This window comes from Mycobacterium sp. NGS33, from assembly GCF_059812885.1.
On record NZ_JCALDN010000020.1, the window covers coordinates 39892 to 52582 of the forward strand.

A 12691-nucleotide genomic window follows, 5' to 3' on the forward strand; every position below is an offset into this window, starting at 1 on the left:
CTAGGAGTCCAACCTTTCTAGCATTGCGAGCGTTGAGTGGTGCGCGCCGTTGGCGGTGCCGGCGCGCTCGAATGACGGCGTCGCCGCCGGCGTTGAGTCGTCCCGCAACGCGTCGATCAGCTCGGTCACCGTGATGCCGCCGAGCATGCGGGACACCGGAACCGAGTTCCCTACCGTCCGGCGCAGCCGTTTGCGCAAATCGAGTGCGAGCAACGAGTCCACGCCCAGGTCGATCAGCGAGGTGGCGGGGTCGATCGACAGCGAATCACCCAGGTGCAGCGTCGCCGCCAATTCGCCGCGCACGATGTCGGCGAGCGGCTTTTCGACCGAGATATCGCTTGCCTCGTCCTCGGCGGCGCGCGCCACGCTGAATGGCATTGGCATGCCCTGGCTTTCGAAGAACACCTGAAGCCGCTCGAAGTCGGCGTCGAAAATCAGCGGGTCGCCGTCGTAGCGATACAGGCTCGCGGCGATCGCCCGCTGCGGCTCGATGGCCACCAGGCCGGAGCGCTCGGTACGGGTGATCTCGTTGCCCGCGACGACCCCGGCGCCCTGCCATAGGCCCCAGCGGATCGCCGTGCAGTCGCGGCCCGCGGCGCGCAACTGGGCGGCCAGCACGTCGAGCATCCGGTTGGACGCCGCGTAGGCCGCGTGGTTGTGTCCGCCCCAGACCCCGAACACCGATGAGCAGGCCAGGATCCGGCACTCCGGCCGCAGCGGCCAGACGTCGGCCAGCACCGCCAGTCCGCGCACTTTGGCCGCGCACACCGCGGCCACGTCAGCACCGCTGAGATCCGAACGTGAGCGGGCCTGGGCGATGCCCGCCGTGTGGATCAGCAGTGACGCGCCGGGCCCCGCGTATTCGGCGGCGACGGTGGCCACCGCGTCGCGATCGGTGATATCGCAGTGGGGGGCATGCACATTGGCGTCATACTCGCCGATGAGCTCGCGCAGAACCGCCGGATCAACACCGTTGCGGCTCAACAAGGTGACGGTCCGGGCGCCGCGTTCCAGGCAATACCGCGCGTACTGCAGGCCGATGGCGCCGCTGCCCCCGGTGATCACCACGTCGTCGAGCGCGGCCGCATCGAGCGGGCGCTGGGTCGCCGATTCGCCGCACGCACGGAACGTCCGGACGTGGCGTCGCGGTGATTCGATGCCCCGCACCGCGACCTCGGCCGGCTCACCCAGCAGCACGTCGATGACGGTTCGTGCCGTGGCGGCGTCGATCTCGCGGCGTTCGAGGTCCAGATGCCCGAATGCCTGGTCTGGGAATTCGAAGCCGACGCTGCGATGCATGGCCGCCAGCGCCGCCTGCGCGGGAGACACGTGGGAGTCGTCGCGGTCGACGTGTTCGGCACCGGCGGTGAGCATCCAGACGGCGCGGCAGCGGGGGCCGATGAGCGCGGGGTAATCGGGTAGGCCCGCGTCGGGCCGCCCGGCGATCAGGTCGATGGCGGCGGCGGGTTCGAGCGTGTCGAGTTCCGGGGCGGCGATCACGAGGATGTCCGCCTCGTCGGCCGGCACGGTTCGGCACCCGTCGTGTGCGGCAACGGCATCGAGGAGCCGCTGCGTCGGGGTGCCCGCACCGACGAAGGCGATGTCGAGCGTGCGGGCGCTGGGTGTGACCGGCGCCGTGGCCGGTTGCCAGTCCTCGACCGCCACGGTGAGCGCCGGCGCCGGCGCCGCCTCGGTCACCCGCCGCGGGGCCGCCCACAGGTGCACCGCACGCATCGGTGCATTCGGGAAGCCGCGCAGCGCAGGCCGGTCGGTCGTGGCAACCGCGTCGGCCCAGCGGAACCCGGGGTCGGCGGTCGCGAGGGCGGCGATGCTCGCCGACAACGACTCGGTGATGGGTCGGTCGCGATGGCCCGAGCCGACGATGACGGCCGACTCGTCGTCGACGATGTCGCCCAGCGGGTACAGCAGCGACGGGTGCGCGGAGAGTTCCACGAAGGTGTCCGCCCCGCAGCTGCGGGCATGCTGCACGGCGAGGTCGAATCGCACGGTACCGCAGAGGTTTTCATACCAATAGGCGGAGAAGTCGGTCGCCTCCCCCAGCTCGGCGCCCAGCGTGGAGCCGATGAAGCGCACCGCGGCATCCCGGAAGGTCGACTTCGGTGTCAGCTCAGCCAGGCTCGCCCGCAACGGCCGTAGCGCACTGGTGTGTCCGGGATAGTCGACGGACAGCTGCTGGCTGAAGATTGCGCGCCGTTGGGCCAGCGCCACCACGGCGGCCACCGCGTCGTGATCACCGGCGACCACGGTCGACGACGGCCCGTTGACCGCCGACACTTCCAGCCAGCCCGGGGCCTGCGCGAGCAGCGCCTCGGCGGCCTCGAGACCCGTCCCGAGCACCGCCATGGCGTAGTGGCCGGTGAGCTGGTCGACCACGGTGGCGCGGGCGACGACTAACGCGACCGCGTCGGGCAGCGATATCGCTTCTGCCACATAGGCCGCCGCCACTTCGCCGAGGCTGTGACCGATGGTCATGTCCGGCAGTACCCCGCAGGACCGCCACGCCTCGGCCAGGCTCACCGCGTGGGTGAACTGGGCGGCCTGGATCTCGGGGCGTGACCAGTTGCGTTCTGCGTCGCCGACCAAATACGGCAGCGGGGAGGCGAATCCGGCGGCGCCGAAAGCGTGCGCGCACCGGTCGGCGGCCTCGCGGTAGGCCGGTAACAGTTGGTAGGCGCCGGCGCCCATCGCCTGCCATTGATTGCCCTGGCCGGGGAAGACGAACGCGACGCGCGGCGGCGTCGTCTTCGCGGAGTACGAGACCAGCTCGTGCTCCTCGCCGCCGGCGATCGCCGACAGTCCCGCGACGAGCTCGGTGCTGTCCGCCGCTCGCACCACCGCGCGGTGCCGTCGTATGCGCCGCAACCGCAGCAGGGTGGAGGCGACCGCGTCGGTCAGGTCTGCCGAATTCGCCACGCGGCCCACGTAATCGGCGATGGCGGCGGCGTCGCGGCGGATCAGCTCTGGGTCGTGGGCACTCAGCAGCACCGGGATACGCCCGTCGGGCAGGCCATGGGTGGGCATCATGCGACCTCGGGGACGGAGACGATCAGATGCGCGTTGGTGCCGGCGATCCCGAACGCGGACGCCGCGGCGGTGCGCTGCCCGTCGATGGCCGGCCACGGTGTCAGGGTCTGGGCCAACCGTAAACCCTGCTTGTCCCAGTCGATTTCGGGACTGGCGTCGCCGGCGTGCAGGGTGGGTGGGACGGCGCCGTGCTCGGCGGCGACCAACACCTTGGCCAGACCCAGCGCGCCGGCGGCGGCCAATGAGTGACCGACGTTGGATTTCACCGAACCCAGCAAGGCTCCGGCGCCGGGCTCGGTGTCGCCGTAGGTCTGGGCCAGCGAGCGCAACTCGGTTCGGTCGCCGAGACGGGTGCCCGTGCCGTGCCCCTCGATCATCCCCACCTCGGCGGGCTTGATCCCGGCCTGGTCGATGGCCCGCTGGAACAGCCGGACCTGGGCCTCGCCGCTGGGCGCGCTCAGACCGGCGCTGCGCCCGTCCTGATTCATCGCGGTGGCCCGCACCTCGGCGACGATCCGCCGGCCGGCGCGCAACGCGGCCGATTTACGTTGCAGCACAAACATCGCCGCTCCCTCGGCCCAGACGGTTCCGCTGGCCTGCGCGCTGTAGGGGCGGCAGTATCCGTCGTCAGAGAGCGCGTGTTGCTTGGAGAATTCGACGAAAAAGCCCGGTGAGCCCAGCACGTTGACCCCGCCCGCGATCGCCAGATCGCAGTCGTGGTTCTGCAGCGAGCGCACCGCGACGTGGAAGGCCACCAGCGCGGACGCGCACGAGGAATCCAAAGTCAGTGCCGGCCCGGCCAGTCCCAGCGTGTAGGCGATGCGACCCGAGATGACGCTCAGTGCGGTCCCGGCGAGCAGATGCCCGCTGTGTTCGGAGAATTGGGCCATTTCGGGCCCGTAGCCGGTGGCCGAGGCACCGACGAAGCAGCCCACATCGTGCCCGGCCAGGTCGTCGGGGTTGATGCCGCTGTTCTCGCACGCCCGCCAGGCCACCCGCAACGCGACCCGCTGCTGCGGGTCCATCACGACGGCCTCGCGGGGCGAGATGCCGAAGAACTCCGGATCGAATGTGGTTGCCCCGGTGAGGAAGCCGCCGCGGTCATGAATCTCCTTGAAGCCGCTGCGGCGCGAGCCGGCGAGCAGTTCACGCACCGCCCAACCACGGTCGGTGGGAAACGGGCCCAGCGCCTCCCGGCCGTGTGCCAGCAGATCCCAGTAAGCGTCGGCGGTTTCGATGCCGCCGGGCGCCTCCACACCCATTCCCACGATCACGACCGGGTCGGCGTGCGCGGCGTCGAGGCCCACGTCAAACCCATCGTCAGACATCGATGTCATCCGGCATTCACCTGCGCGGCGATCGCTTCGACGTGGTCGTAGACGTAGAAGTGCCCGCCGTCGTACAACGACAAGGCGAAGGACCCGGCGGTGTGCCTTTCCCACTGCCGCAGCACGTCGGTGGCGATGCGGTGGTCGTCGTGGCCGCCCAGCACATGGATGTCTGCACCGATGCGAACATCGGGGCTGGGATCGTAGCCGTTGAAAGCCTGGTAGTCGGCGCGCACCGCGGTGGTGATCAGTTCGGAGAACTCTTCGTCGGCAAGCAGTTCGGGGTCGGTGCCGCCCAGATCGGCGATGTCGGCCAGCAGCCCGTCGTCACTGGTCGGCAGTTCGGGCATCTCGGCGACGACGCACGGCGGCGGGCCCGCCGATACCCAGAGCTTGTGCACGGCTGCGCCGTGCGTCTCGGCGACACGGGCGAACTCGAAGGCGACGACGGCGCCCATGCTGTGCCCGAACAACTTCAGCGGTGCGACGGTGGACCATGGTGCCGCCTGGAAGAGGCTGGCGGCCAGGTCGTGCACGCTGTCGTGGCCGGGTTCGCTGAGGCGGTCGGCCCGTTGCGGGTACTGAACGACGTAGGTGTCGCCGCCGGCGGCCAGCGCGGCCGCCAGCACCCGGTAGCTTGCGGCGGCCGCGCCGGCGTGCGGGAACACCACGGTGGCTCCGGTGGAGGAGCCGTTGTCGCGGCCCGAGGTCAGCTTGATCCAGGACGGGAACGTACCGGACACGGCGATCAGGTTATCCAATGTCATTGCGCAGTCTACGATTTCGCGGGTTGCTGAGTGGCCGCCAGAACCGATTCGGCGTCCATGCCGATCACCTCCAGATAGAGCTCGGCGACCTGGTCGAGCCGGCCGGGGTCGTCCTCGCCGGCACCGAGCACCGCGGCCAGCGTCGACACAGTTCGATTGGCGAAGATGTCGGCGACCATGATGTCCGGTGCGTCGAGCCAGGCCCGAATTCTCGCCACCGCCTGGGTGGCGAGCACCGAGTCACCGCCGAGCGCGAAGAAGTCGTCGTCGACCCCGATGTTCTCCCGGCCGAGCAGCTCGCCGACGATGAGTGCCAGTGCGGATTCCAGCGGCGTCGACGGCGCCCGGTGGCCCGGCCGCTGCGATTGCGCCACGGCGGTTTGCAATTCGCGCGCGACGGCCCGGCGGTCGAGCTTTCCGGCATCGGTGAACCCGATCCGCTCCACTACCGTGATGTGGCGCGGGACCATGTGCGCGGGCACGAGGTCAGCGAGGCGCTGCCGGATGCGCTCGGCGGTCAGGGAGGCGTCGTCTGTGCACACCTGCGCGGCCAGCACGTCGGACTCGCCGGACACGGCGATCAGCGCGGCCACCGCAGTGCGCACCCCGGGCACCCGCCGCAGCGCGGTCTCGATCTCACCCAGCTCGACGCGATAGCCGCTGATCTTGACCCGGTGGTCGGCCCGGCCCACGAATTCGAGGGTGCCGTCCGGCCAGTAACGCACCAGATCGCCTGTGCGGTACCAGATTCGGCCGTCATGCTCGACGAAGCGTTCGGCGGTGAGATCCGGGCGCCCGCGGTAGCCGCGCGCGATGCCACGGCCGGACACCCAGTATTCGCCGGGCACCCAGTCGGGGCAGTCGGCGCCGGTGTCGTCGACGACGCGGCAGGCGTTGTTGGGAAGCGGGACGCCGAACGGCAATGCCGTCCAATCCTCCGGTATCGTCTCGGTCACCTCGAAAATGCTGTTGTGCACCGGGGTTTCGGTCGCACCGCCGAGGCCCGCGAAGCGTAGGTTGGGCGCTTCGGCCTGTAGGCGGCGCACCACCTCGGGCCGCACCCAGTCACCGCCGGTGGGGATCACCCGCACCGAGGACAGTCGTCCGCGCCCGACTTCGATCAGCATCTCCAGCCAGCCGGGCATGAAGTGGAGCACCGTGACCTGGTGGCGCTCGATGAGCCGGGCCCAGGCGTCGGGATCACGCCGCTGCGCTTCGTCGACCACCACGATGGACCCGCCGGTGCGCAGGGTGACGAAGACGTCCATCACCGAGATGTCGCCCTCCAGGGTCGACAGGGCCAGGCATCGATCGCCCGCGCCGATCTCGAAGTGGCGGCCGATGAATTCCACGGTGTTCATCGCCGCGTCGTGGGTGACCTCGACCCCCTTGGGCTCGCCGGTGGAGCCCGAGGTGAACAACACGTAGGCGAGCGCGGCGGGATCGACTCTCGCTGAAGTAATCTCGGCGCTCGAGGCCGCGCCGCGAAGGACATCGGCCAGCACCAGTTCGCGGAGCGGCACGGACAGCGGCCGTCCGCCGCACACCAGGGCCAGGCTCACCGCACCGGATTCGAGGATGCGCTCGGCGCGATCGCGCGGTTGGTCGGCGCCGATCGGCAGGTACACGGCGCCGATGGTCAGGATGCCCAGCAGGGCCGGAATCTGCTCGGCGGTCTTCGGTCCCATGATCGCGATCGTGTCGCCGGCGGCCACACCGGCGTCGCGCAGCGCCGCGGCCACCGCCAGCGCCTGGTCGCGCAATTGCGCGTAGCTGAGGTCGCCGGTACTCGCGAACACCGCCGGAGCGTCGGGCCGCCGCGCGGCCTGCCGAAAGAACCCGTCGTGCAAGGCTTCTCCGCTGGGTTCCGCGGTACGCGCGTTGGCCGCCTCGCGCACCGCGCGCTGCGCCTGGGGCAGCGCCGGGGGGCCCGGCGCGTCCCAGGAGTCGTCGGCGTAGGTCAACTGGAGCAGCTCGTCGATGTGGTAGCCGAACATGGCGTCGATGACGCCCGGGGGGAACATGCCTTCGCGCACATCCCAATTCACCAGCACGCCGCCGTTGAACTCGGTGACCTGCGCGTCGAGCAGCACCTGCGGCCCCTGGGAGATGATCCATCCCGGGGTGCCGAATCGGTCGGTCACCTCGCGGCTGAACAGTTCACCGAGCCCCAGCGCGCTGGTGAACACCACCGGGGCGAGCACCTGGGTGCCGCGATGACGGCTGAGGTCACGCAGCACCGACAGCCCGGGATAGGCGGAATGGGCCGCGGCCGTGCGCATCGCGTCCTGCACCACCTGCGCCCGCGCGGCCGCGGTGTTCGCGCCGGCGAGATCGATGTCGAGCAGCAGCGAGGAGGTGAAGTCACCGACCAACGCGTCGACGTCGGGGTGCAGGGCCTGGCGCCCGAAGAGCGGGACGTTCAGCAGAAAGCGCGAGGTGGTCGACCAGCGCGCCAGGGTATTGGCGAATCCCGCGGCCAGCGCCATCGCCGGGGTGATGCCCCGCGCCTGGGCGCGGGCGAACAGCGCATCGCGGGTTTGCGGGTCCAGCCAGTGCCAGCGCCGGGTGCTCTGCGTGCGGCCGCGGCCGCCGGTGGACGGCAACGCCGGCGGGTCGGGCAGCTCCGGCAGGCGCCGCGCCCACCAGTCCCGGTCGGCCTCGCGGGCCGGTCGGGGCTGGGCCTCTTCGGCCTCGATGGCTTGGCGGTACTGCCGGTAGGTGTAGCTCAGCTCGGGGAGGTCGCGGCCGCCATAGAGGGCCGCGAGGTCGCCCATCAGGGTGCGGTAGCTCATCGCGTCGGCGGCCTGCATGTCCAGGTCGACGTGCAGCCGCGAGCGCTCGGACGGCAGCAGCGTCACCGCCAGTTCGAACACCGCGCCGTCGAGCTGCTGGTGGGATTTCACGTCGCGGATGTCGGCGAGCCGCCGCTCGACCTCGTCGGCGCTCAGCTCTCGCAGGTCCTCGACGTCGACCGGGAAGGCGCCGGTCTGGTCGGCCGGGGTGATGCGCTGGGTGCCGTCGGGCAGGAAGCGCACGCGCAGCATCGGATGGCGGCGTGCCAGCGCGGTCGCCGCCGCGCGCAGCCGCTCGGGGTCGATCGGTCCACCGTCGAATTCGACGTAGAGGTGACCGGCGACGCCACCGAGCTGCTGGTCATCGTGGCGGCCCACCCACATCGCGTGCTGCATCGGGGCCAGGGGAAACGGCTCGTCCTCGGCCGCTGGCTCACCGCCCCCGGGCGTGGGAAGGGTCTGGTGGTCGGCGCTTTGCCCGCCGGCGGTGACCAGGCGGGTCCAGGCGTCGATCGTCGGCTGCTCGGCCAGGGTGGCGAAGTCGATGGCGATGCCCTGACGGCGCCAGCGGCCGGCCAACGTCATGATGCGGATCGAGTCCAGGCCCTGGCTGATGAGGTTGTTACCCGGCTGAACTGCATCGACGTCGACGCCGAGCAGTTCGGCCACCTCCGCCCGGATGTCCTCCGAGCGTGCCGAGGCGTGCACCACAGACCCTCCCTGAATTAGCACAGGCTGCCCTAATTTTTTGGTTACCCTATCCTTACTCCCTGCGTCCCCGCTACTAGCCCCGTGCGAAGCCCCCTCTGAAGGAGCCATGAGCCCGAACACACCGCGGCCGCCGGCCGGAGTCCTCGACGGGTTTGTGCCCTTTCCCGCCGAACGGAGCGCCGCCTATCGGGCGGCCGGTTACTGGACGGGACGGGCCCTGGACACGATCCTGACCGACGCGGCCCGGCACTGGCCCGATCGAATCGCCGTCCTCGACGCCATGGGCGACACCGGCTTCAGTTATGCGGACCTTGACGACCAGGCCAACCGCGCGGCCGATGGACTGCGCGGCGCGGGCATCGCGCCGGGCGACCGGGTGCTGCTGCAATTGCCGAACGGCTGTCAGTTCGCGGTCGCCCTGTTCGGCCTGCTGCGGGCCGGGGCGATCCCGGTGATGTGCCTCCCCGGTCACCGGGCCACCGAACTAGGGCATTTCGCCGCGGTCAGCGGGGCCACCGGGCTGCTGATCGCCGACACCGCAGGCGGATTCGACTACCGGACGATGGCGCAGGGGCTCATCGAGCGGCACGGCGCGCTCAAGCACGTCATCGTCGACGGCGACCCTGGGCCGTTCACCTCGTGGGCGCGACTGCGCGAACGGGCGGTAACCGGGACAGCGCCGGCGACTCCCGATCCGGGATCGCCTGCGCTGCTGCTGGTTTCGGGTGGCACCACGGGCACGCCCAAGCTCATCCCCCGCACCCACGACGACTACGTCTTCAACGCGAAGGCCAGCGCCGAACTCTGCGGACTCACCAGCGACGACGTGTATTTGGCGGTGCTGTCGGCCGGGCACAACTTCCCGCTCGCCTGCCCGGGTCTGCTCGGCGCGATGACGGTCGGCGCCACCACCGTTTTCGGCACCGACCCCAGCCCCGAAGCGGCCTTCGCCGCCATCGCGCGCCACGGCGTCACGGTGACCGCCCTGGTGCCGGCGTTGGCCAAGCTGTGGGCGCACGCGTGCGACTGGGAACCCGTGACGCCAAAGACGCTGCGGCTCTTGCAGGTTGGTGGCGCTAAGCTGGAAGCCGAGGATGCCCGCCTGGTGCGCAGCGCGCTGACCCCGGGCCTGCAGCAGGTGTTCGGGATGGCCGAGGGGCTGCTGAACTACACGCGCCTCGACGATCCCCCGGAACTCACCGAACACACCCAGGGGCGGCCCCTGTCCGCGGCGGACGAACTGCGCGTCGTCGATGCGGAGGGAAAGCCGGTAGCCCCGGGCGAGGAAGGGGAGCTGCTGGTCCGCGGACCGTACACGTTCAACGGTTACTTTCGGGCCGAGCGCGACAACGAGCGCAGCTTCGACGCGCAAGGGTTCTTCCGCAGCGGTGACGTGGTGCGGCTGCGTCACGACGGCTATCTGGTGGTGACCGGTCGGGTCAAAGACGTGATTTGCCGTGGCGGAGAGACCGTTTCGGCGGCGGACCTGGAGGAGCAGCTGCACAGCCATCCGGCGATCTTCTCGGCCGCCGCGGTCGCGCTGCCCGACCCCTACCTGGGCGAGAAGATCTGTGCGGCAGTGGTTTTCAACGGCCCTGAACTGTCGCTGACAGAACTGAACGGCTATCTCGACGAGCGCGGTGTGGCCGCGCACGCCCGCCCCGACGTCTTGGTGGCGATGACGTCGCTGCCCACCACCCCGATCGGCAAGATCGACAAAAAGGCGATCGCCGGTCAGGTTTCGGCGCGACAGGTATCGACGCCGCGTTGACGCTGTGCCCCTGCCCAGTGGCCGACCGGATCAACCCATCGCCGCATACAGTCCGGCCAACAGGCCCGCCGTGGTGTCGAAGTCCATGCACCGATCGGTCACGGACTGGCCGTAGACCAGCTCCCCGCCGAGCGATTGAGCACCGGCGATCAGGAAGCTCTCCAGCATCAGACCGGCAATACCGCGCTCGCCCGCGGCGATGCGCGCGGTCAATTCGGCGGTGACCTCGGCCTGCCGCACATGGTCTTTGGCCGAGTTGGCATGTGAGCAGTCGATCATGACCTGCCCGGAAAGCCCTGCCTTGCTTAGCCGTTCGACCGCGGTGGTTACCGAGGCGGTGTCGTAGTTGGGTCCGGTGGTGCCACCCCGAAGGATCACGTGACAGTCGGGATTGCCCATGGTCTCGACCACCGCCGCGCGACCGAAGTTGTCGGTGCCGAAGAAATTGTGCGGCGCCGCAGCGGCTTTCACCCCGTCGATGGCGACCTGGACGTTGCCGTCGGTGCCGTTCTTGAACCCGACCGGCATCGACAGGCCCGACGCCAACTGGCGGTGCACCTGCGACTCGGTCGTCCGGGCGCCGATCGCGCCCCAGGCGACGGCGTCGGCGATGTACTGCGGGCTGGTGGGCTCCAGGAACTCGCATCCCACCGGGAGGCCGACGTCGATGACGTCGAGCAATAATCCACGCGCGATGCGGATGCCCCGCTCGACGTCGAAGCTGCCGTCCATGTTGGGGTCGTTGATCAGTCCCTTCCACCCGACGGTGGTCCGCGGCTTTTCGAAGTAGACGCGCATCACGATCTTCAGCCGATCCGCGTACTCGGCGGCCATCGGGGCGAGCCGGCGTGCGTAATCGAGCGCCGCGACGGGATCGTGCACCGAGCACGGGCCGACCACCAGCAACAGCCGGTCGTCAGCACCGGCCAGGATCGCCGAGATCTCGTCGCGATCGCGCTGGACGGCCTGGGCACGCCGCGCGGTCAACGGCAGTTCCGTGCGGATCACCGCCGGTGCCGACAGTTCCCGGAACGAGACGATCCGGTGATCGGACGTATCGATGGTCGCCGTCTCGCAATTGATGATGGACATGTGGGGTGTGTGCCTTTCTGTGATGGCTCCCAGGGCACGCCCGCTGGTTCCCGATGCCCTGAAAAACGAAAAGCAGCGACCGTGTGGTCACTGCTGGGCTCCGGGTATCAGTCGTGCGCGTGCGTCAATCGGCCGCCGCATCGCTGGCTCCACCCGGAGCCACGATAAAGCGCCAATACGCGCGCACGCCGATATTCACGTCGGCGAAGATACCACGTCGGTGCGGCGCGGCCGAAAGCGCGTCTCGGCGAGCGGGTGGTTGCGGACCGGGCCGAGTCCGAACGGGGCTCAAAACCGCGCTGGCCCAAGCGAATCAGCGCAGCCTCAGCTCCGCGATCTGATCGAGGAATGCGCGCGCGGGCGCGGACGCACTCGCGGAGACCGCGACGCCGAGGCGCCGCACGGTCTGGGGCAGCAGCGGACGCACCGCGACGCCGGGCAGATCGGGCAGGCCGGCGCTGGGCAGGATGCTCACGCCCAGCCCGGCGCGCACGATCTCGAGCGTCGCCGCAATCTCGCGCGCCTCGAAGGCCAGGTCGAACTCGACCCCTTCGCGCCGCGCGATCGGCATGAACACCTCCGCACAACCGCCGGTCCCGCGAACGAACGGTTCCTTGGCCAGGTCGGCGTAGGTGACGACGTCCTTGGCCCCCAGCCAGTTGTCGGCCGGTACCACGGCAACCATGTCCTGTTCGCCGAGGACCGCGACGTCAAGGCCCTTGCTGGGCAGGCTGACCACACCGGCTTCGGCGGCCCCCTGGTCGAGCCAATCCCGAATCTCTTGCTCGCTGCCCTCGAGCAGCCGGATGGCGACGGCCGGATGCCGCTGGGCGAATGCCCGGAGTTGGGGGGCGACGAGCGTCGCGGTGGCGGACGGCAGGCTCGCGAGGCTCAGCGTCCCGGTGATGTCGCCCGCCAGGCCGGCGACCTCGGTGCGCATCAACGCGATCTGCCGCACCGCTTCTCGCGCATGCGTCAGCGCGACGGCGCCCGCTTCGGTCAGGCAGAGCCCGTCCCGGCGGCGCAGAAACAGCGGCAGGCCCAGCTCTTTTTCCAGCGCGGCGACGGTGCGGCTCACCGCCGGCTGGCTTAACCCGAGCCGGCGGCTCGCCGCCGTGAAGCCGCCCTGGTCGACCACCGTGATGAAGGTTCTGACCTGCGCCAACGTCGTCATCGATCCTC

The 12691-nt window shown here is 70.0% G+C and carries 7 protein-coding genes; 1 reads left to right on the forward strand and 6 read right to left on the reverse strand.

Annotated elements, in window-relative coordinates:
- Genes mbtD through AC5Y5B_RS22085 form a run of 4 tightly spaced genes read right to left on the reverse strand, consistent with a single transcriptional unit; the run spans position 1 to position 8646 of the window.
- Positions 1–3042, reverse strand: coding sequence for a mycobactin polyketide synthase MbtD (mbtD, locus tag AC5Y5B_RS22070; RefSeq protein WP_500006536.1), 3042 nt, complete (start codon positions 3040–3042; stop codon positions 1–3).
- Positions 3042–4382 (reverse strand): beta-ketoacyl [acyl carrier protein] synthase domain-containing protein, encoded by a 1341-nt coding sequence (locus AC5Y5B_RS22075; protein WP_500006541.1) that lies wholly within the window; start codon positions 4380–4382, stop codon positions 3042–3044. The genes mbtD and AC5Y5B_RS22075 overlap by 1 nt, the downstream gene beginning before the upstream one ends.
- The gene (locus tag AC5Y5B_RS22080; RefSeq protein WP_112633248.1) at positions 4379–5140 is read right to left on the reverse strand and encodes a thioesterase II family protein; all 762 of its coding nucleotides are present in this window, start codon (positions 5138–5140) and stop codon (positions 4379–4381) included. Before AC5Y5B_RS22080 ends, AC5Y5B_RS22075 begins: the two co-directional genes overlap by 4 nt.
- A gap of 8 nt (positions 5141–5148) precedes the next feature.
- Positions 5149–8646, reverse strand: a complete 3498-nt coding sequence (locus AC5Y5B_RS22085) for a non-ribosomal peptide synthetase (protein WP_500006544.1) — start codon at positions 8644–8646, stop codon at positions 5149–5151.
- 106 nt (positions 8647–8752) lie between these two features.
- Here AC5Y5B_RS22085 and AC5Y5B_RS22090 point away from each other — a divergent pair, with 106 nt between their 5' ends.
- A complete protein-coding gene (locus AC5Y5B_RS22090) occupies positions 8753–10417 on the forward strand; it encodes a (2,3-dihydroxybenzoyl)adenylate synthase (RefSeq protein WP_500006548.1) in 1665 nt (554 codons plus the stop codon).
- Between the two features lie 30 nt (positions 10418–10447).
- Here the strand turns inward: AC5Y5B_RS22090 and AC5Y5B_RS22095 are convergent, their stop codons facing one another.
- A complete protein-coding gene (locus AC5Y5B_RS22095) occupies positions 10448–11509 on the reverse strand; it encodes a 3-deoxy-7-phosphoheptulonate synthase (protein WP_500006552.1) in 1062 nt (353 codons plus the stop codon).
- Positions 11510–11822: 313 nt separating this feature from the next.
- On the reverse strand, positions 11823–12683 hold the full coding sequence (locus AC5Y5B_RS22100) for a LysR family transcriptional regulator (RefSeq protein WP_500006555.1): 861 nt from the start codon (positions 12681–12683) through the stop codon (positions 11823–11825).
- Positions 12684–12691 lie beyond the last annotated feature (8 nt).